Raw genomic sequence first — 23,920 nt, 5'->3', positions numbered from 1 at the left:
TGATGCGCAACATCCGCGAGAACCTGATCTGGGCCTTTGGCTATAATACCGCGCTGATCCCGGTGGCGGCGGGGGCGCTGGTGCCCTTTGGCGGGCCGCAGCTTTCGCCGATGCTGGCCGCCGGGGCGATGGCGCTCTCATCGGTCTTCGTGCTGTCCAATGCGCTCAGGCTGCGTTTCGTGAGGAATGTGCAATGAATATCAAGGAAGTCGCCACGCGAGCCGGTCTGCCCGCCAAGACCATCCGCTATTATGAAGAGATCGGCCTGATCCGCCCCTTGCGCGCCGCCAATGGCTACCGGGCGTTCAGAGAAAGCGACCTGCACAAGCTGGCTTTCCTCGGCCGCGCCCGCTCGCTTGGCTTCACCATCGAGGAATGCCGGGCGCTTATGGCGCTTTATGAGGACCAGTCCCGTGCCAGCGCCGATGTAAAGGCGCTGGCGCAAAGCCATCTGGAGCAGATCGCCGCCAAGATCGAAGAGCTGAAGGCGATGCAGGCGACGCTTTCCGAACTGGTCAGCGCCTGCGCCGGCGATCACCGCCCCGATTGCCCGATCCTGACCGGGCTGGCCTCTGGCAAGGACTGCTGCGCCTGACTGAAAAGGCGCGCCTCTGGCAAGAGGCGCGCCCAAATTCCTTTCAGAAAGGAATTTGTCCGAAATCTGATCAGATTTCGGCTCCTGTTCAACCGGGCGGCTCAGCCGACCAGTTCAAGACCCGAGAAGAAGAACGCGATCTCGCGGGCAGCCGATTCCGGGCTGTCCGAGCCATGAACCGAATTCTCGCCTTTCGACAGCGCGAATTCCTTGCGGATGGTGCCGTCGGCAGCAGCGGCCGGATCGGTCGCGCCCATCACTTCGCGGTTTTTCGCAATCGCGCCTTCGCCTTCCAGCACCTGCAGAACCACCGGCTCCGAGATCATGAAGGAGACGAGTTCGCCGTAAAAGGGGCGCTCACGGTGCTCGCCGTAGAATTCCCCAGCCTGGGCGGCGGTCAGTTGCACGCGCTTGGAGGCGACGACGCGCAGGCCGGCCTCTTCGAATTTCGCGACGATCTTGCCGGTCAGGTTGCGTTTGGTGGCATCGGGTTTGATGATCGAGAAGGTGCGCTCAAGGGCCATGGGGCTCTCCGGATTCTGGGGGGCCGCAGCATGGCCCGTGTGTGGGCGCGCTGCTAGCATGGGAATGTGTCAATGAAAAGTGGGGCTCATGCGCCGGTAAAGCGTGCCGGGCGTTTTTCCAGGAAAGCGGCAACGCCTTCGCGGAAATCGCCACTTTGCCCCAGATCGCCCTGAAGCCGTGCCTCGACCTCCAGCGCGGCGGCGAGGTCAAGAGCAAAGCTCGCCCGCAGCGCCTGTTTCACCGCGCGGTAGGCCCTGGTCGGGCCATTGGCCAGATGGGCCGCCCGTGCCGCCACTACCGCGGTGAAATCCGCATCCGGCACCGCTTCCCAGATCATGCCCCAATCTGCGGCCTGGCGGGCGGAGATCTTATCGGCAAACAGCGCCGCCCCCATCGCCCGTGCCAGACCGACCTTGCGCGGCAGCCAATGGGTGCCGCCGGCATCCGGGATAAGCCCGATCCGCGCAAAGGCCTGGATGAACACCGCACTTTCCGCCGCGATCACCACGTCACAGGCCAGCGCGATATTCGCCCCTGCCCCCGCAGCCGCACCGTTTACCGCCGCGATCACCGGCACCGGTGCATCGGTGATCCGGCGCAGCAATGGCACATATTCCTCATTGAGGATGGTCTCGAAATCCACCGCCGCGATGTCTTTTGCATCCGCCAGATCCTGGCCCGAGCAAAAGGCCCGCCCCTCGCCGGTCAGCACGATGACCCTTGCATCCCCGGCCTCATCCAGCGCCTCGCAAAGTTCGCGCCGCATCTGCGACGAAAGGGCGTTCATCACATCGGGTCGGTTCAGAGTGATCGTTGCCACACCGGCCTCGATACGCGAACGGATGCATGTCCAGGTCATTCCAGCCCCCTTTGTGGCCCGCCCTTTGCGGGGCGGACCTTGACGTTAAGGGAAAGCAAAAAGCAAGCGGAACGCTGCGTCAGTCTTTGCGCCCCCCGGCCCCGGCCATGCCATCCGGGCCCCCGCCGTCTTTCAGCAGTTCAGCCAGCCGCGCCTCTTCACCGGAACTCAGCGGCACCAGCGGCGCCAGCCCGGCGGCCACCTTGCGCCTGCGCACCAGCCAAAGACCCAGACCGGTCATCACGAACGCCGCCGGACCCGAAAGCCAGAGAACCAGATTCCAGCCCGAGACGCGCGGATCGAACAGCACAAACTCGCCATAGCGCGCCACGACGAAGTCAATCACCTCGTCATTGCTGTCGCCGGCAACCAGCCGCTCGCGGATGAGCAGGCGCAGGTCGCGGCTGATCGGCGCATTGGAATCGTCGATATTCTCGCTCTGGCAGACGGGACAGCGCATCTCGCGGCTGATCATCCGCGCCCGCGCTTCAAGGCCCGGATCCTGCAGGATCTCATCGGGCTGTACCGCGAGGGCCGGGCCGGGCAGCAGCAGGACCAGCGACAGAAGAAACGCCGCAACCCTCATTCCGCCGGCACTCCGCGCGCCGTGGTGGCCGCCGCCTTCGCGCCCCCCGCCGCCACCCGATAGCGCCGGTCGGTCAGGCTGACCAGCCCGCCAAAGGCCATCAGCAGACAGCCGGCCCAGAGCCAGTTGGCAAAGGGCTCGACATAGGCGCGCACCGCCCAGCCGCCGCCTTCCTGCGGGTCGCCGATCACCAGATAGATATCGCGCAGCCAGCCGTAATCAATGCCCGCCTCGGTTGTGGGCATCCCCTGCACAGGATAGGCGCGTTTCTCGGGGTAAAGCGCCACCACCCGCGCCCCGCCGCGCGACACCACCATTTCGGCCATGGTCGAGATGTAGTTCGGCCCGCGCACCTCGCGCACATCGGCAAGCTGCACGTCATAGGCGCCAAGGCGGAAGCTGCCGCCTTCCTGGACCACCTCGATCACCTCGACCTTCCAGGCCAGCATGGCCGAGATCGCGAAAATCGTGACGCCAAGCCCGCCATGGGCCAGCGCCTTGCCCCAATCCGCGCGGGGCAACCTGAGCAGGCGGCCAAAGCGGTCGACACCGCGCCCGGTCCGGTTCCACAAATCGGTCAGGGCACCGAACACCACCCAGGAGCCAAGCATCACCCCCAAAGGCCCAAGCGCCGAACGCCCGGTCTGCACCGCCCAAAGCAGCGCCAGCGCCGCCAGCACCAGCATCAGAAGCGGCACCCGCCGCCTGAAAGCCAGCGGCAGCCGCGACCAGAGGGTCGCAAGCACCGCGCCCGTTGCCACCAGCACGATCAGCGCGATTACACCCTGCCCGGCCAAAAGACCCAGCGACAGCACCCCAACCCCGCCCGCAGCCAGCGCGGCCGGCCCGAGTTGCGCCATCACCCGGCCGGGATCACCACGCTTCCAGGCAAGCATGGCGCCAACAGGCAGGATCACCGCCAGCGCCACGAAAAACGGCGTGAAGGCCGCGTTGAAGAAGGGCTCCCCCACCGACATCACCCGCTCCAGCGCCAGTTCGGCGAAAAGCGGCCACATCGTGCCGACGAAAACCACGAAAGCCGCCACCGCCAGCAGGACATTATTCGCAATCAATGCGCTTTCACGCGAAACGAGACCGAAGACGCCTTTCCCCTCCATCACCCCGGCACGGGCGGCAAACAGCATCAGCCCACCGCCGGTGAAAACGCCGAGAATCATCAGGATGAAGAGGCCGCGCTCGGGGTCGGAGGCGAAACTATGCACGCTGGTAATCACACCCGAGCGCACGATGAACGTACCGATCAGCGAAAAGCCGAAGGCGAGAATGGCGAGCAGGATCGTCCAGCTTTTCAGGCTCTCGCGTTTTTCGACCACGATGGCGGAATGCAAGAGCGCGGCGGCCAGCAGCCAGGGCATGAAACTGGCGTTCTCGACCGGGTCCCAGAACCAGAAACCGCCCCAGCCCAGCTCATAATAGGCCCACCAGGACCCAAGCCCGATGCCGATGGTCAGGAAGACCCAGGCGGCCAGCGTCCAGGGCCGGACCCACCGGGCCCAGGCCGCATCGACCCGCCCGCCGATCAGCGCCGCAATGGCAAAGCTGAAGGACATCGAAAGCCCGACATATCCCAGATAGAGAAACGGCGGATGGAAGGCGAGGCCGGGATCTTGCAGGAGCGGGTTCAGATCGCGCCCGTCCATCGGCGCCTCGGCCATCCTGAGAAACGGGTTCGATGTCAGGATCATAAAGGCCAGAAACGCCACGCCAATCGAGCCCTGCACCGCGATGACGCGCGCACGCAGCCGCTCGGGCAGGCCAGAGCCGAACCAGGCCGCCGAGGCGCCGAACAGCGCGAGGATCAGCGTCCATAAAAGCAGCGAGCCCTCATGGTTCCCCCAGGTGCCGGTGATCTTGTACAGCAAGGGTTTCAGGGAATGCGAATTCGACACCACCAGCGCCACAGAGAAATCCGAGGTGACGAAGGCATGGATCAATACTGCAAAGGCAAAGGCGAGCAGCCCGAATTGCACCACCGCCGCCGGCCCCGCCAGCGCCATCAGTAAATGATTACCCCGATGCGCGCCCCAAAGCGGCAGGATAGTTTGTATCAGCGCCACCATCAGCGCAAGGATAAGGGCAAAATGCCCCAGCTCGATCAACATCTGGCTCTCTCCCAATCTCATCTACCTTAACCCCGCGCGCGCGCCGCTCCAATGCCCTGCAACCACAATGCCCTGCGCTTATCGGTCGCGCCCCGGCTGGTTTGCCGCCCAAACCGGCGATAGGATGGCCGAAATCACGCCGGAGGAGCCATGACCCGCATCATTCTTATCGGAGCCCCGGTCGATTCGGGCCAGCGACGTCCTGGTTGCCTGATGGGGCCATCGGCCTATCGCGTGGCCGGGCTGGCACGCGAGATTGCGCTTGAAGACCATGAGATCGAGGATCGCGGCGATGTACGGCCCGAGCGGCTGGCGGATGTGCCCTGTGCCAATCCGGCGGTGGATCAGATGACCGAGACGGTCGGCTGGACCCTCTCGCTGAAAGCGGCGGTGCATCAGGCGCTGAGGGATGGCGGTTTTCCGGTGATCATGGGCGGCGATCATGCGCTGGCGCTTGGCACGGTGGCGGGGGCGGCCCTCTGGGCGCTGGAGCAAAAACGGCCGCTCTTCCTTTTATGGCTGGATGCGCATTCCGACTTCCACACGCCGCTGACCACGACCAGCGGCAATCTCCATGGCACGCCCCTGGCCTATATCAACGGGCGCGACGGGTTTGACGGTTTCCCGCCCTTCCCCGCGCCGGTGCCGGCTGAGCGGATCTGCATGTTCGGCATCCGCTCGGTCGATCCGGCGGAACAGGCGGCAATGCAGGAGCGCGACATCCAGATCAACGATATGCGGGTGATCGACGAGCACGGCATCGTAGCACCTTTGCGCGCGTTTCTCGACCGGGTGCGGGCGGCAAACGGGATGCTGCATGTCAGCCTGGATGTGGATTTCCTCGACCCCTCCATCGCGCCGGCGGTCGGCACCACGGTGCCCGGCGGCACCACCTTCCGCGAAGCGCATCTGGTGATGGAGCTTTTGCACGAATCCGCGCTGGTGACCTCGCTGGATCTGGTCGAGCTGAATCCCTTCCTTGATGACCGGGGCATGACCGCGCGGCTGATGGTGGACCTGGTGGGATCGCTGGTGGGGAAAAAGGTGTTCGACCGGCCGACGCGGCCCAGGTGACTGCCGCCCGAGGGGGCGCTGCCCCGTCCGCTGAAAGGGTTCTATCGGCTTGTTCCGTTCAGGAGCCGCCTGGACATGCGCAGGCGGTCATGGTTGGCTGATCAATGAATTCCAATTCAACCAATGCTTTCTGTCAGGCCGCAATGACGGAACAGGTGTCTGCGGGACCTGCTCAGCTCCCGCCCCCGCTCTCAACGGAGGTTTTCCTGCCTGGCCAGTTCGTCGAAACGGCCTCTGATGCGTTTCGTCATTCATGCCGATCTGGCGGCCCGCCAGGGCAGCAGGTTCTCTCTGGTGCCCCCCTGGAAGAAGCGCCCGCATCCTCTCTGCTGGCTGCTGGCTGCGGTCCAGGATCAGCTCCCGCCCCGCCAGTGACAAATTGAGACTGTGCTCATCCGGTATCAGGCCAGGCCTGCCTTCGCGGCGATGCCGAAGCCGCGTTTCTGCGAACGGGGCCCTCCCGGGTCCGGTATGCCCAGTGGTGGACCCATTCACGCCTGAGCGAGGGAGATGATCGGGCAGGCGCGCCACCAGGTCGCGCGAGCCTGCGGGGCTCGGGGAATGCGGGGTTCAGGGAGTGTTGGGCCGTGACAGGTGCCGCGACGGCTTATGGAATGCTCCGGATCCCGGGCGCGCAGCAACCAGCCCGGTCCATGCGGGTCGAACGGGTTGCCCCGATCCGAAACGCATCAGCCGGCTTTTTCCCGGCGCGGCCGCCAGCGGGTCCTGAGCCGGGCTTGCCGGCTGACATCCGCTGTCTGCCGGGCTTGCTTCAACCTGCCGATCACAAGCCGCGAAGAGATGTCGCCAGCCATGGAAACGCCACCTGCCCGTGTCACCATCACGAGGGGCTAGCCTTGTCTCACGGCCTGACAGGATCTCAGAGGTAATGTCGGTCACCCGGCCCCTGTCCGGTGCATCAACGTCGGGCTGCTGGCCGGGTCCTCGCCGGCTCCCCCGAACCGGTGGCGTTTACCGGCGCGATCTCTACCACAACCGGAGCTTGCCGCCAGGGTTGCCAGGGCCGCGTTTACAACCGGCCTGCGCCCTGATCCCCGCGAGATGTGCCAGCCGGGCGCCCCGGTTCGGGCGGATCTTTCGCTCTGGTCAATCAGGTCATCCCACTCTTTACGACAGCCGTAAGCCTTGTCGCTCCCGGCCCTGCCCTTGTGCAACAGCCCGGTCTGGTGCCTGTCTTCCAGGGTTCGCGCGCTCACCGGCGCCTGCAGCGCGGCACAGAACGCGCCCGGCCGAAGGCTCAGGCACCGACATATGTGATGCGAAACTGCCCCCGGATGCCGGGTGACAAACACCGTCGCCATTGGGTTTGAACCAGAGGCGCCTCACTGGCCCGCGCATTTGCATCTCTGGCGACATAAGCGCCGGCTCTTTTCACGGGGCGCGCCCCTTCCGACAGGGGCAACGGAATCCCACTTGCGATGAAAGGAAAACGCTTCGTATCCCCCCCGACCTTCCCACCGACCTTTCCCTCCAGACACCCCCGGGCATGGGAGCGGCGGCAGATCTAAGCGACCGGTTTTCCTGCCGGAGAGCATGACGAGGCGGAGCGTCATCTGTTCCCCGAAGCCACGCCTGCGAGGCTGGCGGCGGCGTTGCGCAACGCGGAGCGTGCTGGTTTCCGGATGGTGGGCGGCCTCCGATGGCCGGGCTCCGCCCTGCGCTCTGATGGCCTGGAGGCGGGATCGGTTTGGGGCAGAGGGCGCCGACCGGAGGGTGCCATGGCCGCATATTGCCGGAGGGGGTGATAAAGAAATGTGGGGGGGACGAGGGGCGCGGGTGGCTGTTCAGCCCTGTGGATCCTGAGGCGCGCATCCTCCGCGCCGTCCACGCCGGCTGGTCCGGGCAGGTGGTGAGTGAGCTGCCGGCGCGCCTTGATGCCGCAAGCGACAAGAAGACTGTGACCGGACGCACCCGCCAGAACCACAGGACGGCATTCAAGGCGAAAGGGGTGGTGGCTGCGATCAAGGGTGCGAAGATCATCATCGCGCTGGCTTCGGCATTCGTCTTCCATCCGAACCGGATCAGGCAGTGCGGGATCGGTTGCCAGAGGGCGCGACGGGGTGCTCGGCGGGGGTGCTCGGCGGGGCGCCGACGGCTGATCCGGAGCCGACCATTGATGTGAAGCCCCTGCGCGCGAAACCCGGCGAGCTGACGCGGGCGAACGATTCTTGTCCGGCGGGCCCGGCAAGGCCGGTCTGTTGCCGGGCGCAGGAAGAGGGTCGATCCCCTCGCCACGCTGCGCGTCAGCCGCCAGGCCATTGTGCCGGGGATCAGCCGGAGCGGCCTGTATCAAAAGCCCCGCCCGTATCGAATATCGACCTTCGGCTGATGCATCGGGTCGACAGGCCGCATATGGGGTTCCCGATAGCAGACAGCCGTATGCTGCGGGCGCTGCTGATGCAGGACGGGGTCGAAGCAGGGCGGTCGCGACGCGGATGGCGCGCCTTTGAATCGAAGCTCTCCGCCGCAGAGCAAACACCCTGAAACCGGCACCGGGCGACAAGATCCGGCTGTATCGGCTGAAGAAACTGGCTGTCATCCGGCCCGTTCCGGTCCGGGCAACGAAGATCATCTATAGTCCAATGGCGCGCGGGTTCATCCGCCTGGCTCCGCGCCACGGCCCCCGAACCAATAGCCAGGAATGGCTCGATGCCGGACTGGTTCCCCCGCCGCGTTCCGGCACAGCGCGTGTCGATCAGATTGGAAGCGGTTTTTTGCATCGAAGCGGAGGAGGGAGGCGCTGATGCACCATGGCAGGCCCGGGATAGTCAACACGGAGCCATGGCCGCGTCAGCGGTTCGGGCGGCCAGGCGAGGCCAGGGCAGCCCGTTCCCATCCATCGACCTCATTAAGATGCTCGCGGCCCGCGGGATCAGGATCGGCAGGGATGGCAGAGGCGATCACGTCTTTGTCGCGTGCCCGTAGCGGATTATCAGTTCGCGGGCCATCACTTACAAAAAACTCTGCCAGCATGCCTGTGTCAGCGTCCCTGCCCCCGCGCGGGAATTGGCGGCTCCCTCCCCTCGCCTGTTCTCACGAACCGATGGCGTTCACAGGCCCTGTCTGCAAAAGCCGTCGCCCGCATTCATCACTGGACAGGCGCCCCCCAACCATGCCCCCTTCAACCGGCCAGGGCCGACGCGGTCGCGGCGTAGCCGAGGCGGAAAACCACCCGGAAAACGCAGGGACCCTGTTCAGATCGCCCGGCCCCCTCTCGGAACTTCGTCCTGATCGTCGATATGGCCAGGTGTTAACACATCCCGGTTCAGCGGTCGGATAAAGCCTGGAAATGATGGTCTTCCGGACCTGTACCCCGGGGGCGGGCCAGAGCAGCGGTCGGAGCAGCAGCTGGCGTCGGTGGCCGCGCGGGGACTGACCGGACTGGCGAGGCCGCAGAGAAAAAAGCCGCAGAGAAAGAGACCCCAGACGAGGAGATACAGACAAAAATGTCGCAGCCGAGGTAAATCGCCCGGATATACCGTCTGCGCCCTGTCCTGTCGCGCCCGGAGGGCCGGCACAGCTTTCCTCTGCGTAAAACCCGCGCTAAGAGCAGGAAAATCATCGCCGGATGTCAGTGCGGGTATCGGTTCATGGGAGGGCCGTTACCGGGACGCGCCGTTTGCGGCGCCCGAGGCCCGATTCAGGGCCGGATGAAGGGCAAAATCCCGGCGATGGGTGGGAGTGAGAGAATGAATGCCTCTGTAGCCGCAGCCGCGGGCGGAAATGAAAACCGTAAGGCTGCGCTGTTGATGATCGGCGCCATGGCCGCTTTTGCGGTCGAGGATACCTTCCTGAAAGTCGCAGCGGTCGCCATGCCGCCGGGTCAGGTGCTGGTGATCAACGGGCTTGCCGGCGGCGGCATTTTCGCGCTTTTCGCGCTCAGACGCGGCGAGGCGGTCTTCAGCATGGAGGCGCTGCGGGGCCTTGCCCTGGTTCGGAACCTCTCCGAAGGGGTGGCGGCCTTTACCTATCTGCTGGCGCTGGCACTGGTGCCGATGGCGATGGCTTCGGCCCTTTTGCAGGCCTCGCCGCTGATGATCACCGCAGGTGCCGCGCTGTTTCTGGGCGAAACCGTCGGCTGGCGGCGCTGGATCTCGATCGTGACCGGCTTTGTCGGTGTGATGATCATTCTGCAGCCCTGGAAAACCGGGATCGACATTGCCGGCCTTGCCATGGTCGGCTGCGTCATCGCGCTGTCAGTCCGTGATCTGGTGACGCGCCGGCTGCCGCCGCATCTGGGCACAATGAGCCTTTCCTCCTGGGGCGTGCTGGCCTCGGTTCCGGCGGGCGCACTGTTGATGCTGGTGCGCGGTGAGGGGTTTCAGGCCCCTGCCCCCGATCAGGGTCTGGTGCTGGCCTGTGCGGTCCTGTTCGGGCTGATCGGCTATTATATGGTCGTCGAGTCGATGCGGATCGGCGAGGTCTCGGCGGTGGCACCGTTCCGTTACACGCGCCTGGTATTTGCCTTCCTGCTGGCGGTGGTGTTCCTGGAGGAACGCCTCAGCCTCAATGTGGTGATCGGCTCGGGTCTGGTGATCTTTTCCGGTCTATACATGTTCGGCCGGGCCAGAAAACGTAAAGCCACCCTTTCACAGGGCCCCGCCTCTCGCTAAACGGGTTTCGGGATCGGCCCGTCCCGCCCTGGACTGAAATCGCAACGTCTGACCCGGAGCTTCCGATGAGCACGATCATTGATATTCACGCCCGCGAAATTCTCGACAGCCGCGGCAATCCGACCGTCGAGGTCGATGTGGTGCTGGAAAGCGGCGCCATGGGCCGCGCGGCTGTGCCCTCGGGCGCCTCGACCGGCGCGCATGAGGCCAATGAGCGCCGCGATGGCGACAAATCCCGCTACATGGGCAAAGGCGTGCTGGAAGCGGTCGCCGCCGTGAATGGCGAGATTGCCGAAGAGCTTGTGGGCTATGATGCGACCGAACAGACCGGCATCGACCGCACCATGATCGAGATGGACGGCACGCCGAACAAATCGCGCCTTGGCGCCAATGCGATCCTTGGCGTGTCGCTGGCGGTGGCGAAGGCGGCGGCAGAATATACCACGCAGCCCTTGTACCGCTATATCGGCGGCACTTCGGCGCGGGTTCTGCCGGTCCCGATGATGAACATCATCAATGGCGGCGAACATGCCGACAATCCGATCGACATCCAGGAATTTATGATCATGCCGGTCGGCGCGGATGATATCCGGGACGCGGTGCGGATGGGGTCGGAAATCTTCCATACGCTGAAGAAAGAGCTGGCCGGTGCCGGCTACGCCACCAATGTCGGCGACGAAGGCGGCTTTGCACCGAACCTGTCCTCGTCCCGCGTGGCGCTGGATTTCATCCTGAAGGCCATTGAAAAGGCAGGTTATAAGCCGGGCGAGGATATCTATCTCGCGCTCGATTGTGCCTCGACCGAGTATTACAAAGGCGGCAAATACGAGATGAAAGGCGAAGGCCTGTCGCTGTCGTCAGCCGAGAATGCCGAATATCTCGCGAAGCTGGTCGCCGATTATCCGATCATCTCGATCGAGGACGGCATGGCCGAGGATGACTGGGAGGGCTGGAAGATCCTGACCGACCGCCTTGGCGCCACCACGCAACTGGTGGGCGACGATCTGTTCGTGACCAATCCGCGCCGGCTGGCAGACGGGATCAAGGCTGGTGTGGCAAATTCCATGCTTGTGAAAGTGAACCAGATCGGCACCCTGACCGAGACGCTGGAAGCGGTCGAAATGGCCCATCGCGCGCGCTATACCAATGTGATGTCGCACCGCTCGGGCGAGACCGAGGACAGCACCATCGCAGATCTGGCCGTGGCCACGAATTGCGGGCAGATCAAGACCGGCTCGCTGTCGCGTTCGGACCGGATGGCGAAATACAACCAGCTGATCCGTATCGAGGAAATGCTGGGCGAGACCGCCGAATATGCCGGCCGCTCGATCCTGAAGGTCTGAGGCCGGCCAGAGGCCCGGATTTTTCCAAAAATCCGGGCAAATTTCTTGCAAGAAATTTGCGGGCGCCTGGTGGCGCCCGTTTTTCTGCAAGATCAGGCGTTCAGTGCCTTTGCGAGACGGAAGAGCCTGACGCGTTTCAGCAAAGGTTTCAGTACAACCGGCTGTCCGGACAGGGATTCGGCCTTTGACCTGACCTCTTCGACAATTGCCGCCATTTTTGTGGGCGCGCGGGATTGCAGTTCCCACAGGAACCCGTCCGGGTCGCGGCGGGAAATGCCTTCTGCCGCCAGCACATGGCCGGGAAAATCGCTTGCATTGAAGGTGACGATGGCATCGGCATGGCCGGCTATCGCCGTGGCCAGCACATGCAGATCGCCGCTATCCGGCAGCACCAGCCTCGCCTCGATGGCCGGCTGCGCCGCCACGCGGCCACGCGGGAAGGCCGTGCGGAACAGCGCAGCCTCGCCCTCGGCCACCACCTGCGCCCCGGGGCCGAGCTTGGCCGAGGAATGCGTCCATTCTCCGAGGATACGATCGGACCAGACCGGCTCATAAAGCCCCGCCTCGCCCGCGCCCTGAAGGATCTCACGCAGAACGGTCGGGAACAGCACACAGGCGTCAAGAACCGCCTTCACCTCAGCCGTCCAGCCGGAAGGCGAGCGCCTTGAGATAACCGGATTCCGCAAGCTGTGGCAGCATCGGGTGATCGGGGCCGGCAAAGCCGGTATAAATCAGCTGCCCACGCCGCCCGCCCCGCCCGATCCCCCGCGCCGATGCATTGCGGAAAGCCGAAATATCCGCCGCATGGGAGCAGGAGCAGAGCACCAGATACCCGCCCGGCGCAACCAGGAGCGCCGCGAGCCTCGCCACCCGCTCATAGGCGCGAAGCCCCGCCTCAAGCGCCGGTTTCGCGGGCGCGAAGGCCGGCGGGTCACAAATCACCAGATCGAACTGCGCGCCTTCGACCCCGAGCGCTTCAAGCACCTGGAAAGCATCGCCCTGCCGCGTCGCGAACCGATCCCCGAAACCCGACGCCTTTGCGCCGTCCGTGGCCAGGGCCAGAGCCGGGGCCGATCCATCCACCGCCAGCGCGCTTTCCGCGCCCCCTGCCAGCGCCGCCAGTGCAAAGCCGCCGACATGGCTGAACATATCCAGCACCCTGGCCCCGCGCGCCAGCCGGGCCGCGAAAGCATGATTCTCGCGCTGATCATAGAAGAGCCCGGTCTTCTGACCGCCGGTCAGATCGGCCAGATAGGTCGCGCCATTCATCGGCACCGGGATCGGCGCGGCGGGCGTCTCGCCCAGAACGGTCACGATCTCTTCGGCCAGCCCCTCAAGCCCCCGCGCCCGGCCCGCGCCGTTCTTGATCACGGCGGTCACGCCGGTTACCTGCACGAGTGCCGCGACCAGATCGGCCAGATGCGCTTCGGCCCAGGCGGCATTCGGCTGCACCACCGCCACATCGCCAAAACGGTCGATCACCACACCCGGGAGGCCATCGGCCTCGGCATGGACCAGACGGTAAAAGGGCTCGGGGTAAAGCCGGGCCCGCATTGCCAGCGCACGGTTCAGACGCGCGGCAAACCAGTCCTGGCCGATCTCCGCCTCCGGATCGCGGTCAAGCATCCTTGCCACGATTTTCGAGGCCGGGTTCACCGTCACCAGCCCCAGCGGGCGGCGCTCGGCATCTTCCAGCACCGCAAGCGCGCCCGGGGCCAGCGCCGACGTCCGGCGGTCAAGCACCAGTTCATCGGCATAGACCCAGGGGAAGCCGTGACGGATCGCCCGCGCCTCGGCTTTCGGCCTCAGTCGGACAATGGGATAGCGGGCGGCAGCGGAGGGGGTATCTGTCTCTGTCATGCCTTCCTCTTAATCAACCTGCCCGCTTTGCGAAAGTGGCGCGCCCGCGCATGTCGAAAATTCGGAGCGAGCCTGACCGTCATACTGGACCCGACCAGAGGGTCCGCTATTCTGAGGTCACCATTCCACAGCCCGCACCGCCGCCAAAGCGCAAGCCTCTTGCGAAAGCTGCGGAAAACCGCTACTGTTAGCGCTAACAAATTCAGCCATGCACGATCCGCGCCAGGAAAGCCCCTGCCCGGACCGATATCTGCCCCAGCTTCCCCTTTGCCGCAGCGCCGATGCCGCGAACCGGGGATCCGCCCAGCCAGGACCGCAAAGCCAGGACCGTGAGAGCACCATGACATCGAGGCCAGATCTTCACCCGACCATCGCCCGCGTGACCGACCGGATCCGGACAAGATCCGCCGCAAACCGTTCGGCCTATCTGGCGCGCATGGCCGCGACCGTGGCCAAAGGCCCGGTGCGCGCGCATCTGAGCTGCTCCAACCAGGCCCATGCCTATGCGGCGATGGGCGAGGACAAAGCCGATCTCGCGCTTGGCCGCGCCCCGAATATCGGGGTGATCACCGCCTATAACGACATGCTCTCGGCGCATCAGCCCTATGAGGATTACCCGAAAACCATCCGCGAGACGGCTCGGCGCCTCGGCGCGACCGCCCAGGTTGCCGGCGGTGTGCCCGCGATGTGCGACGGCGTCACCCAGGGACAGCCGGGGATGGAGCTGTCCTTGTTCTCGCGCGATGTGATCGCGCTGGCAGCGGGGGTCTCCCTCTCGCATGACTGCTACGATTCCGCGCTCTGGCTGGGGGTTTGCGACAAGATCGTACCGGGGCTGATCATGGCGGCGGCGACATTTGGCCATATCCCCTCGGTCTTCATCCCTGCCGGGCCGATGACCAGCGGCATAGGAAATGATCAGAAAGCAAAGGTCCGCGCCGCCTTCGCCGAGGGTAAGGCCACACGCGAAGAGCTGATGGCGGCCGAGATGGCCTCTTACCACGGACCCGGCACCTGCACCTTTTACGGCACCGCCAATACCAACCAGATGCTGATGGAGGTGATGGGCCTCCACCTGCCCGGCGCCACCTTCGTCAACCCCGGCACCCCCCTGCGTGAGGCACTGACTGAGGCGGCCGTGGCGCGGGCCGCCTCGATCACCGCTTTGGGCAATGATTTCCGCCCGGTGGGCGAGATCCTTGACGAGCGGGCCTATGTGAACGGGATTGTCGGGCTGATGGCGACCGGGGGCTCGACCAATCTGATCCTGCATCTTCCGGCAATGGCCAGGGCCTCGGGCGTGCTGCTGGATCTGGAAGATTTCGACGATCTCTCGGGCGTGGTGCCGCTGATGGCCCGCGTCTACCCGAACGGGCTCGCCGATGTGAACCATTTCCACGCGGCGGGGGGGCTGCAGTTTATGATCCGTGACCTGCTGGGCGCAGGGCTCTTGCATGAGGATGTGAAGACTGTCGCGGGCGACGGGCTCACGCATTACACGAAAGAGCCCGAACTGCACGAAGGCGTGTTCCGCTACCGTGAAGGGCCGGCGGTTACGCTGAACGACAAGATCCTGCGGCCGGCGGCGGAGCCCTTCGCGGTGACCGGCGGGCTGAAGCAGCTCTCGGGCAATCTGGGGCGGGCAGTGATCAAGATTTCCGCCGTCGCACCCGAACGGCATGTGATCGAGGCGCCGGCGCGGGTGTTCCATGACCAGGACACTGTCAAAGCGGCCTTCAAGCGCGGAGAGTTCACCAGCGACATGATCGTGGTGCTGCGCTTTCAGGGGCCGCAGGCGAATGGGATGCCAGAGCTGCACTCGCTGACCCCGGTGCTGACGGTCTTGCAGGATCGCGGGCTGAAAGTGGCGCTGGTGACCGATGGACGCATGTCCGGTGCCAGCGGCAAGGTTCCGGCGGCCATCCATGTCTCGCCCGAAGCCGCCTGTGGCGGTCCGCTGGCGCGGCTGCGCGATGGCGATCTGTTGCGGCTCGACGCTGTCGGCGGCGCGTTGACCTGCCTTGAGCCCGATTTTGAAACCCGCCCGCCGGTCACTGCCGATCTGGCCGCCAATGGCCATGGCACCGGGCGCGAGCTATTCGAGATGTTCCGCCGCTCGGTGGGCAATGCTGAACATGGGGCTGCCGTAGTGGTATGATCTGTCCGCTTTCCCTCCTGGCTGCTGCCGGTTGCCTCCGGCGGGAGTATTTCAGTCAAGAGGAAGAGGATTGGTTTTCCTCTTGATGCAAATACTCAAATCCAAACGCTGCCGCTGGCAGAAACCTGTCCGAGGATAAAATATGACCCCCGCAGAACAATCCATCGCCGCAGAACAGATCTGTCGCCTGGCGCCGGTGGTGCCGGTGCTGATCGTCGAGGATGTGGCAACGGCGGTGCCGCTGGCAAAAGCGCTGGTCGCAGGCGGGCTGCCGGCGCTGGAGGTGACATTGCGCACCAAAGCCGCACTGGAGGTGATCCGCGCCATGGCAGAAGTCGAGGGCGGCGTGGTCGGCGCCGGCACGCTTCTGACCCGCGCCGATGTGAAGGCGGCGAAAGCGGCGGGGGCGCAGTTCGGGGTGTCGCCCGGCGCCACCCAGGGCCTGATCGAGGCCTGCGAGGATGAGGGGCTGGCGCTGCTCCCCGGAGCGTCTTCGGCCTCGGAAGCAATGGCACTCCTGGAACGCGGCTATACGATGCAGAAATTCTTTCCGGCCGAACAGGCAGGTGGCGCCGCATTCCTGAAGGCGCTGTCATCGCCGCTGCCGCAGGTGCGCTTTTGCCCGACCGGCGGCATCAGCCTGAAAAATGCCGGCGATTATCTGAGCCTGCCCAACGTTCTTTGTGTCGGCGGCAGCTGGGTCGCACCGAAAGACGCCATTGCCGCCGGTAACTGGGCCGAGGTCACTCGCCTCGCCGCCGGTGCGGCTGCCCTGCCCCGCAGCTGACTCCCCGCGGCTGAGGGCCCGGACCAGAAAGTCAGATCGCGCGGCCTAGACGTCCGCCCCGGCGCTTCGGCTCGGGGGCGGGCATCAGGCCGGCGGTCAGCACGTCGTTCATCGGATGATCCGGCGCCGTACCGCTATATTCCGCTATCAGCGCGCGCAGCGCATCGGGGATCTTGCGGTTATCCGCGATGCTCAGCGCCCAGTCCATAAAGATCGAGCGGCATTCGGCGAGGCTGATCCCCTCGATCCGGTAGCTTTCCCTGACCAGCCCTTTCGGATCCGCCTCTTCCAACCGCACAGCCAGCCTCCCCATCGCTTTACCCGTTCTGTTTCGCAGCAAATTGCCGCGCGCAGATGCCGGCTGCAAGCGCCACCACCGACCGAAGCTGTGCCAGAAGCGTCTCCATGTCGCTTTCCCCGGTCTCGCGCAAAAGAAATGCGCGACCGCCCTCGCCGATTGCCTCCGGATCAAGCGGCCCCTCGCTTAAGAGCCGCGCCGCGCAATGGAGCGACCACAGGAAGCGCCAGGCCTTTGCCAGCGCCTCCTGATCCGCCTTGTCCAGCACCTGTTTCGCGCCGGCAATCTGGCGTTCGACCGGGCGGGCGGGATTGGCGGTGATCAGCGCCGCCATCTCGGCCAGGAGCTCAATATCCATCAGGCGGCCGGGGCCATTCTTGGTCTCCCATTCCCCGCGCGCCGGCTTTGCCTCCTGCAGCCTGAGCCGCATCGAGGCCACATCGGCGCTCACCGTCTCGCCCGCCCCCTTCAGCGCGATCACCGCGCGGCGCGCCTCTTCGACCGCAACCGCGAGGCCGGGATCTCCCGCCAGCACCCGCGCCCGCGTGAGTGCCAGATGTTCCCAGGTCCAGGCCTCGGTCATCTGATAGTCGCGCCAGCTGGTCAGCGAGGTCGCGACCGGCCCCTGCCGCCCTGAAGGGCGCAGGCGGACATCGACCTCGTAAAGCCTGCCACCCGCCGTCTGCGCCGAAAGCGCCGTCACCATCGCCTGGGTCAGGCGCGCGTAATAGGTGCGCACCGGCAAGGGGCGGCGGCCTTCGGATTGCTCGGAATCCCCGGCGTCATAGATCAGAATCAGATCGAGATCGGAACAGGCATTAAGCCGCCCTGCCCCGAGGCTCCCCATCCCAAGAAGCACCGCACCCCGCCCCGGCGCGGGGCCATGCTTTGCCGCAAATTCCGCCAGCACCACCGGCCAGAGCGCCGCCACCATCGCCTCGGCGAGGTCGGAATATTGCTTGCCGGCCTCGAAACTGTCGATCAGCCCGCGCAGGTGATGCACGCCGGTGCGGAAATGCCATTCCTTCATCCAGCGCCTGGCCTCATCAAGCCGGCGCTCATAATCCGCGAGATCGCCCAGCCGCTGCGCCAGTGCTGCCGTCAGCCCGCGCGCGCCGGGCCAGGGCGCGAAGAACGAGCCGCCGATCACCGCATCCAGCACGGCTGCATTGCGCGACAGATAGCGCGCAAGTTCCGGCGCGGTGCCGGCAATGTCGATGATCAGATCGACCAGTTGCGGATTGGCCTCGAACAGGGAAAACACCTGCACGCCCGAGGGCAGCCCGGCCAGAAACCCGTCCAGCGCCACCAGCGCCTCATCCGGGCTGGCCGCCGCTGCCAGCGATTTCAGGAATTGCGGACGGAGCCGCCGGAAGATCGTCTGCGCCCGGTCCGAGCGCAGGCAGGGGTAATGTTTCCAGCCATCGACGATCGAGCGCGCATGATCCGACAGTGCCGGCCCCTCTTCGACCGGGTCCTCGGGGGCGAAGAAGCCTTCGGTCAGCTCATCGGTGCGTTTCAGGCGGGTGATCAACCCGTCGCGGAAACCCGCCTCGCCCTCGCCCATGAACGCCGCGATGCGCGCCACGCCTTCGGCAGTCGGCGGCATGGTCTGGGTCTGGGCATCGCCGACCATTTGCAGCCGGTGCTCCAGTTCGCGATGCGCGCGGTAAAGCGTGGTCAGTTCCTGCGCGACCTCGCCCGGGATCCAGCCCTTGGCCGCCAGCGCCGCGAGGCCGCCCTCGGTGGTGGAATCGCGCAGATCCGGGTCGCGGCCGCCGGCGATCAGCTGGCGGGTCTGGGTGAAGAACTCAATCTCGCGGATACCGCCGAGGCCCAGCTTGATATTGTGGTTCTCAACCGTCAGCGGCCCGTTCAGCCCGCGATGTTCGCGGATCCTCAGCCGCATGTCATGCGCGTCCTGAATCGCCGCGTAATCGAGATGCTTGCGCCAGACAAAAGGCGTCAGCGAGGCCAGAAAGCGGTTCCCGGCCTCGATATCGCCACCACAGGGCCGCGCCTTGATATAGGCCGCGCGTTCCCAGGTGCGGCCCTCGGCCTCGTAATAATTATAGGCGGCCCCCATCGAAAGGCAGACCGGCATCACGCTGGCATCCGGGCGCAGCCGCAGATCGGTGCGGAAGACATAGCCCTCATCGGTGACATCCGAGAGGATCGCGGTCATCTTCTTCGTCACGCGGATGAAACTGGCGCGGGCCTCGGCCCAATCCTCGCCATAGCGCTCCTGGTCGAACAGGCAGATCAGGTCGATATCAGAGGAGTAGTTCAGCTCGCCCGCGCCCATCTTGCCCATGGCCAGCACGGTCATGCCGCCGGCGGTCCCGGCATCCTGCGGCGTGGCACCGGGGAGTTTGCCGCGCCGGATCTCTTCGGCCACCAGCCATTTGACGCTGAGATCGACCGCGAGATCCGCGAGCGCGGTCAGCGCTCCCGTCACCTCATTGAGCTGCCACACACCGCCCAGGTCGCACAGCCCCGCCAGCAGCGCGGCCCGGCGCTTGGCCTGGCGCAGCGCGGCCCCCAGAGTATCAAGCCCCGCCTCGCGCGGCTCTGCCAGCAGCGAGGCCAGCGCCGCCTCGGGGGCGCCCGAAAGCGCCTGACGGATCCACTCCGCCTCCCGGGACAAAAGGCCGGTGAGATAGGGCGAGCACCCCGCCGCGCCGCCGATCAGCGCCGCGACACCGGGGCCAAGATCGGCAAATTCCGCCCGGGCTTCGGCCCCGGCGGCAGGATCAAAGGCGATGGGCTGGCGGGTGATGCGGGCGGCGAATGCAAGATCGGACATGGGCGCAAAATGCGGCGCGGCGTCGGGGGGGTCAATTCCCTGTGACAGCCGGGCGGCGCCCTGAACACCGTTTTCCCGGTTTCACCGGGGGCTTTGCGGCTTTTGCCCAGGCGGAAACCCGCTGAACCCGAATCCGTCTGCGCCCGGGCATGTAAATATCATTCACATATCCACTTGAAACAGCGCCCGCCCCACCGCACATTGCGTCATGTAAACGGTATTTACATAGCAACAGGGAGTGATCTCGAGATGAACAGCACAGCTGGTTCCCGCACAGGCAGCATGGCCTTTCGCGGATTTACCGACCGGCTTCGTCAGGCTGACGCCTGGCTTGACGCCCGTGGGAAATGGGCCTGGATTGCCGCCATGGTGGCGGGATTCGTGATTTTCTTTCCGCTCGGCCTCGCTTTGCTGGCCTGGATGATATGGGGAAAACAGATGTTTGGTTTCGCTTGCAGCAATCGCGGCCATGAGCGCGGCGCCCGCCACGATTTTGGCCGTCACGGCGGCCATCACAGAGGCTTTCGCGCCACCGGCAATACCGCCTTCGACAGCTATCGCAACGAGACGCTCCGTCGGCTGGAAGAGGAACAGGGCGCCTTCGAATCCTTCCTTCAGCGGCTGCGCGATGCGCGCGACAAGCAGGAATTCGACCGGTTCATGGACGAGCGCGCCCGGGTTGTAACCGAGCCCACCGCGGCCACCGAAACCGCAACCGGCACCGAGCCCGGCGACCAGTCGCGGCGCGGCGAATACTGACCCGCATTTCGCCGGGGCGGGACGAGTGCCGCCCCGGCACCCCGCCCCCAGGCTTCTGGCCTCGGGTCTCTGGCCCCAGGCCCCCGCCCCCAGATCTCTGGCCCCGGCCATTTGGATAAACTTGCGGAAATATCAGCGCCCCGGTCCGCAGCCGGGGCGCATTTTTGTGACATTTGCGCAGTTGTCGGATGGATTTGCCCTTGCTAGGGTCTTTCCTGACCGATGCCAGCCCCGCCTGACCAATGCCGGCCCTGTCTGGCCGCAAAAGCCGACGGGCAGCCATGCGCCAAACAGCCGAGACCGAAAAAACCGAGACAGAGTTCCGCCGACCGAAAAGCCCTTCCGACAGTCCCGATGCGCCACACCCTTCCCATCGCCCCGCAATTCTATGTGACCGCGCCCCAGCCCTGCCCCTATCTGGACGGGCGGATGGAGCGTAAGCTCTTCACGGCCTTGCAGGGTGAACATGCGCAAAGGCTGAATGACGCGCTGTCGAAACAGGGATTTCGCCGCAGCCAGAATGTGCTGTACCGGCCCTCCTGCGCGGAATGTTCGGCCTGCCTCTCGGCGCGGATCCGGGTTGCGGATTTCACGCCGTCGCGCACGCAGAAACGGATCCTGAAAAAGAACGAGGACCTGACCCGCAGCGCGACCAGCCCCTGGGCAACCGAAGACCAGTTCCAGCTGTTCCGCCGCTATCTCGATACCCGTCACGCCGATGGCGGTATGGCGGATATGGATATTTTCGAATTCGCCGCGATGATCGAGGAGACCCCCATCCGTTCGCGCGTGATCGAATATACCCGCCCCGGCGATGACCTCACCGGTGACAGACCGGATCGAGAAGGCCGGCTGACCGCCGTTTGCCTGACCGATGTCTTCGATGACGGTCTCTCGATGGTCTATTCTTTCTATGACCCCGATATGACCGCCCGCTCGCTGGGCAGTTATATCATCCTCGACCATGTCGAGATCGCCCGCGAGGCGGGTTTGCCCTATGTCTATCTCGGCTATTGGGTGCCGGGCAGCCGCAAGATGGGCTATAAAGCCGGTTATGACGCGCTGGAGATCTTCAAGGGCGGAGAATGGGTGCCGCTGGGAAACCCGGCGGATCACCGGGCCGAGCTGCATCCGCTCTCGGTCGATCCGATCGCCGAACAGGTGGCAAAGATCAGCCTGCCGGAAGCGCGGGGCTCCTGATCCGATCTTGCTCCTGCCGCCAGCGCAGGATGCCTCCGGCGGGAGTATTTCTGTCAGGGGAACAGCGTGCCGCGTTCTGAAACAGAACCGCCGGCGATCTGGCAAATGACAGGTATTTCCTCTTGACGAAAATACTCCCGCCGGAGGCATCCGACGCCCGGAACCCGCGCTGCGGCCTCAGATTCGCAGCCGGGAATCCGGATAATTGCGAGAACCCACCACCCATTGAAAGAAAATTACGATTTTCATGCCATTCCGGACAGATTCCGTGCCGATTTACGGTTGACGCTCCTTCACCGCTTGCCTAGTTTCCCGCCAGATCGCGCGGAGCCAGGGTTTCGCGCAGCAGGAGACGCAGATGGACAAGCTTCTTGTAGTCATTGGGGACAGGCGCATGGGCCGGTAACGGTTGCCATAATGGTCTCCCATGCGCCCCCGGATCGACCCTCGGGGGCTTTTTGATTTTTGAATGGCCGGTAATGGTCCGGCGAGAGGAAGACGGTGAAGCGATGACGGCAAAGGTGATGACCGGCGCGAAGATGGTGGTGCAGGCGCTGAAGGATCAGGGCGTCGAGGTGGTGTTCGGCTATCCGGGCGGCGCGGTGCTTCCGATCTATGACGAGATCTTCCAGCAAAACGACATCCGCCACATCCTTGTCCGTCACGAACAGGGCGCGGTCCATATGGCCGAGGGCTATGCGCGCTCGACCGGGAAGGTGGGCGTGGCGCTGGTGACATCCGGCCCGGGCGCGACCAATGCGGTGACGGGCCTGACCGATGCGCTGATGGATTCGATCCCGATCATCGTGCTTTCGGGACAGGTGCCGACCTTTATGATCGGGACCGATGGCTTCCAGGAGGCCGATACCGTCGGCATCACCCGGCCCTGCACCAAGATGAACTGGCTGGTGAAAGAGACCGAAAAGCTCTCGGACACCATTCACCAGGCGTTTCATGTCGCGAAATCCGGCCGCCCCGGCCCGGTGCTCGTGGACATCCCCAAGGATGTGCAGTTTGCCACCGGCCCCTATACCGCGCCTGAAAAGGCCAGGGGCTCGCATTACCAGCCGCGGGTGAAGGGGGATACCGAGGCCATCACCCGGATGGTGGAACTCATGGAAACCGCCGAGCGGCCCTTGTTCTACACCGGCGGCGGCGTGATCAATTCCGGCAAGGGCGCCAGCCAGTTGCTGCGTGAGTTTGTCGAGGCCACCGGCTTCCCGATCACCTCGACCCTGATGGGGCTGGGCGCCTACCCGGCCAGTGGCAAGGCCTGGCTCGGGATGCTGGGGATGCATGGTCTTTATGAGGCCAATCTGGCGATGCATGGCTGCGATCTGATGATCAATGTCGGTGCCCGTTTCGATGACCGGATCACCGGCCGTGTCGCCGATTTCTCGCCGAAATCGAAGAAGGTGCATATTGATATTGACCCCTCCTCGATCAACAAGGTGATCCGGGTCGATGTGCCGATCCTGGGTGATGTCGGCCATATTCTGGAAGATGCGCTGAAGATCTGGAAGGCGCGCGGGCGCAAGGTCAATAAGGACGGCCTCGCGAAGTGGTGGAAACAGATCAATGAATGGCGGGCGGTGAACTGCCTCTCTTACACGCCGTCGGAAAAGACCATCAAACCGCAATATGCCTTGCAGCGTCTCGAAGCGCTGACCAAAGGCATGGATCGCTATATCACCACCGAGGTCGGCCAGCACCAGATGTGGGCGGCGCAGTTCCTTGGATTTGAAGAGCCGAACCGCTGGATGACCTCTGGCGGCCTTGGAACGATGGGATATGGCATCCCGGCCAGTATCGGTGTGCAGGTGGCCCATCCCGAAGCGCTGGTGATCAACGTTGCCGGTGAGGCCTCCTGGCTGATGAACATGCAGGAGATGGGGACGGCGATGCAGTTCCGCGCGCCTGTCAAGCAGTTCATTATGAACAATGAACGGCTTGGCATGGTGCGCCAGTGGCAGGAGCTGCTGCATGGCGAACGCTATTCGCACAGCTGGTCCGAAAGCCTGCCCGATTTCGTGAAACTGGCCGAGGCCTTTGGCTGCAAGGGTCTGAAGGTCTCGGATCCCGGGGATCTCGATGATGCGATCATGGAGATGATCCGCTATGACGGGCCGGTGATCTTTGATTGCCTGATCGAGAAGCATGAGAACTGCTTCCCGATGATCCCGAGCGGAAAGCCGCATAATGAGATGCTGCTTTCGGCCGATGCGGATGCGTTCAAATCGGGCGCTGTTTTGGTGTGACACCGTGCCGGGGGCCCTGCCCCCGGACCCCCGGGATATTTAGAGACAGATGAAA

General features: G+C 64.7%; 18 protein-coding genes. 10 read left to right on the top strand and 8 right to left on the bottom strand.

Annotation, left to right across the window (positions count from 1 at the left end):
- Nucleotides 1–197: hypothetical protein (locus DRF71_RS28435; protein ID WP_232831306.1), on the top strand; the 197-nt coding region annotated here is incomplete at its 5' end.
- Nucleotides 194–595: a Cu(I)-responsive transcriptional regulator gene (cueR, locus tag DRF71_RS04980; RefSeq protein WP_112309395.1), complete on the top strand. Its 402-nt coding sequence runs from the start codon at nt 194–196 to the stop codon at nt 593–595. The genes DRF71_RS28435 and cueR, both read left to right, overlap by 4 nt.
- 101 nt (nt 596–696) lie before the next feature.
- Here cueR and ndk read toward each other — a convergent pair whose 3' ends face one another.
- From ndk to DRF71_RS04960, 4 genes are all read right to left on the bottom strand, one after another.
- Nucleotides 697–1,119, bottom strand: a complete 423-nt coding sequence (gene ndk, locus DRF71_RS04975) for a nucleoside-diphosphate kinase (protein WP_112309394.1) — start codon at nt 1,117–1,119, stop codon at nt 697–699.
- A gap of 86 nt (nt 1,120–1,205) precedes the next feature.
- Nucleotides 1,206–1,979, bottom strand: coding sequence for an enoyl-CoA hydratase-related protein (locus tag DRF71_RS04970; RefSeq protein WP_112309393.1), 774 nt, complete (start codon nt 1,977–1,979; stop codon nt 1,206–1,208).
- A gap of 79 nt (nt 1,980–2,058) precedes the next feature.
- Complete coding sequence (locus DRF71_RS04965) at nt 2,059–2,565, bottom strand: cytochrome c-type biogenesis protein (protein ID WP_112309392.1); 507 nt, start codon at nt 2,563–2,565, stop codon at nt 2,059–2,061.
- Nucleotides 2,562–4,688: a heme lyase CcmF/NrfE family subunit gene (locus DRF71_RS04960; RefSeq protein ID WP_112309391.1), complete on the bottom strand. Its 2,127-nt coding sequence runs from the start codon at nt 4,686–4,688 to the stop codon at nt 2,562–2,564. The genes DRF71_RS04965 and DRF71_RS04960 overlap by 4 nt, the downstream gene beginning before the upstream one ends.
- Nucleotides 4,689–4,838: 150 nt before the next feature.
- On the opposite strand from DRF71_RS04960, the gene rocF reads away from it, so the two are divergent.
- From rocF to eno, 3 genes are all read left to right on the top strand, one after another.
- Nucleotides 4,839–5,762: an arginase gene (gene rocF, locus DRF71_RS04955; RefSeq protein ID WP_112309390.1), complete on the top strand. Its 924-nt coding sequence runs from the start codon at nt 4,839–4,841 to the stop codon at nt 5,760–5,762.
- Between the two features lie 3,710 nt (nt 5,763–9,472).
- The gene (locus DRF71_RS04940; RefSeq protein WP_198672066.1) at nt 9,473–10,396 is read left to right on the top strand and encodes a DMT family transporter; all 924 of its coding nucleotides are present in this window, start codon (nt 9,473–9,475) and stop codon (nt 10,394–10,396) included.
- Nucleotides 10,397–10,461: 65 nt separating this feature from the next.
- The gene (eno, locus tag DRF71_RS04935) at nt 10,462–11,739 is read left to right on the top strand and encodes a phosphopyruvate hydratase (RefSeq protein ID WP_112309386.1); all 1,278 of its coding nucleotides are present in this window, start codon (nt 10,462–10,464) and stop codon (nt 11,737–11,739) included.
- Nucleotides 11,740–11,831: 92 nt separating this feature from the next.
- Here the strand turns inward: eno and DRF71_RS04930 are convergent, their stop codons facing one another.
- Together DRF71_RS04930 and DRF71_RS04925 are read right to left on the bottom strand one after the other, a co-directional pair.
- Nucleotides 11,832–12,374, bottom strand: coding sequence for an RSP_2648 family PIN domain-containing protein (locus tag DRF71_RS04930; RefSeq protein ID WP_112309385.1), 543 nt, complete (start codon nt 12,372–12,374; stop codon nt 11,832–11,834).
- Between the two features lies 1 nt (nt 12,375).
- Nucleotides 12,376–13,599: an RSP_2647 family RNA methyltransferase gene (locus DRF71_RS04925; RefSeq protein ID WP_112309384.1), complete on the bottom strand. Its 1,224-nt coding sequence runs from the start codon at nt 13,597–13,599 to the stop codon at nt 12,376–12,378.
- A 340-nt stretch (nt 13,600–13,939) separates the two neighbouring features.
- Between DRF71_RS04925 and edd the strand changes: the two genes are divergently transcribed.
- The gene (edd, locus tag DRF71_RS04920; RefSeq protein WP_112309994.1) at nt 13,940–15,757 is read left to right on the top strand and encodes a phosphogluconate dehydratase; all 1,818 of its coding nucleotides are present in this window, start codon (nt 13,940–13,942) and stop codon (nt 15,755–15,757) included.
- A 142-nt stretch (nt 15,758–15,899) separates the two neighbouring features.
- The gene (eda, locus tag DRF71_RS04915; protein ID WP_112309383.1) at nt 15,900–16,544 is read left to right on the top strand and encodes a bifunctional 4-hydroxy-2-oxoglutarate aldolase/2-dehydro-3-deoxy-phosphogluconate aldolase; all 645 of its coding nucleotides are present in this window, start codon (nt 15,900–15,902) and stop codon (nt 16,542–16,544) included.
- A 31-nt stretch (nt 16,545–16,575) separates the two neighbouring features.
- Here eda and DRF71_RS04910 read toward each other — a convergent pair whose 3' ends face one another.
- Both DRF71_RS04910 and DRF71_RS04905 read right to left on the bottom strand, forming a co-directional pair.
- Nucleotides 16,576–16,842, bottom strand: coding sequence for a hypothetical protein (locus DRF71_RS04910; RefSeq protein WP_112309993.1), 267 nt, complete (start codon nt 16,840–16,842; stop codon nt 16,576–16,578).
- 19 nt (nt 16,843–16,861) lie between these two features.
- Nucleotides 16,862–19,648, bottom strand: a complete 2,787-nt coding sequence (locus DRF71_RS04905) for a [protein-PII] uridylyltransferase family protein (RefSeq protein WP_112309382.1) — start codon at nt 19,646–19,648, stop codon at nt 16,862–16,864.
- 282 nt (nt 19,649–19,930) lie between these two features.
- Between DRF71_RS04905 and DRF71_RS04900 the strand changes: the two genes are divergently transcribed.
- The 3 genes from DRF71_RS04900 (at nt 19,931) to DRF71_RS04890 (ending at nt 23,865) form a co-directional block, all read left to right on the top strand.
- Nucleotides 19,931–20,407: a DUF2852 domain-containing protein gene (locus tag DRF71_RS04900; RefSeq protein WP_112309381.1), complete on the top strand. Its 477-nt coding sequence runs from the start codon at nt 19,931–19,933 to the stop codon at nt 20,405–20,407.
- Nucleotides 20,408–20,761: 354 nt separating this feature from the next.
- Nucleotides 20,762–21,607: an arginyltransferase gene (locus DRF71_RS04895; RefSeq protein ID WP_112309380.1), complete on the top strand. Its 846-nt coding sequence runs from the start codon at nt 20,762–20,764 to the stop codon at nt 21,605–21,607.
- A gap of 509 nt (nt 21,608–22,116) precedes the next feature.
- Entirely contained in the window at nt 22,117–23,865 is a 1,749-nt protein-coding gene (locus tag DRF71_RS04890) for an acetolactate synthase 3 large subunit (RefSeq protein ID WP_112309992.1), read from the top strand.
- Nucleotides 23,866–23,920 lie beyond the last annotated feature (55 nt).

Source organism: Pseudogemmobacter bohemicus, from assembly GCF_003290025.1.
GTDB classification, from domain to species: Bacteria; Pseudomonadota; Alphaproteobacteria; order Rhodobacterales; family Rhodobacteraceae; genus Pseudogemmobacter; species Pseudogemmobacter bohemicus.
This window is presented reverse-complemented; position numbering and strand designations above follow the sequence as displayed.

What these genes read in the sequence shown, in the direction of transcription:
- DRF71_RS04905 (WP_112309382.1), bottom strand. Translation starts at nt 19,648, where the DNA reads ATGTCCGATCTTGCATTCGCCGCCCGCATCACCCGCCAGCCCATCGCC.
- rocF (WP_112309390.1), top strand. Translation starts at nt 4,839, where the DNA reads ATGACCCGCATCATTCTTATCGGAGCCCCGGTCGATTCGGGCCAGCGA.
- DRF71_RS04900 (WP_112309381.1), top strand. Translation starts at nt 19,931, where the DNA reads ATGGCCTTTCGCGGATTTACCGACCGGCTTCGTCAGGCTGACGCCTGG.
- DRF71_RS04890 (WP_112309992.1), top strand. Translation starts at nt 22,117, where the DNA reads ATGACGGCAAAGGTGATGACCGGCGCGAAGATGGTGGTGCAGGCGCTG.
- edd (WP_112309994.1), top strand. Translation starts at nt 13,940, where the DNA reads ATGACATCGAGGCCAGATCTTCACCCGACCATCGCCCGCGTGACCGAC.
- cueR (WP_112309395.1), top strand. Translation starts at nt 194, where the DNA reads ATGAATATCAAGGAAGTCGCCACGCGAGCCGGTCTGCCCGCCAAGACC.
- eno (WP_112309386.1), top strand. Translation starts at nt 10,462, where the DNA reads ATGAGCACGATCATTGATATTCACGCCCGCGAAATTCTCGACAGCCGC.
- DRF71_RS04940 (WP_198672066.1), top strand. Translation starts at nt 9,473, where the DNA reads ATGAATGCCTCTGTAGCCGCAGCCGCGGGCGGAAATGAAAACCGTAAG.
- DRF71_RS04925 (WP_112309384.1), bottom strand. Translation starts at nt 13,599, where the DNA reads ATGACAGAGACAGATACCCCCTCCGCTGCCGCCCGCTATCCCATTGTC.
- DRF71_RS04895 (WP_112309380.1), top strand. Translation starts at nt 20,762, where the DNA reads ATGCGCCACACCCTTCCCATCGCCCCGCAATTCTATGTGACCGCGCCC.
- DRF71_RS04960 (WP_112309391.1), bottom strand. Translation starts at nt 4,688, where the DNA reads ATGTTGATCGAGCTGGGGCATTTTGCCCTTATCCTTGCGCTGATGGTG.
- DRF71_RS04965 (WP_112309392.1), bottom strand. Translation starts at nt 2,565, where the DNA reads ATGAGGGTTGCGGCGTTTCTTCTGTCGCTGGTCCTGCTGCTGCCCGGC.
- ndk (WP_112309394.1), bottom strand. Translation starts at nt 1,119, where the DNA reads ATGGCCCTTGAGCGCACCTTCTCGATCATCAAACCCGATGCCACCAAA.
- eda (WP_112309383.1), top strand. Translation starts at nt 15,900, where the DNA reads ATGACCCCCGCAGAACAATCCATCGCCGCAGAACAGATCTGTCGCCTG.
- DRF71_RS04970 (WP_112309393.1), bottom strand. Translation starts at nt 1,979, where the DNA reads ATGACCTGGACATGCATCCGTTCGCGTATCGAGGCCGGTGTGGCAACG.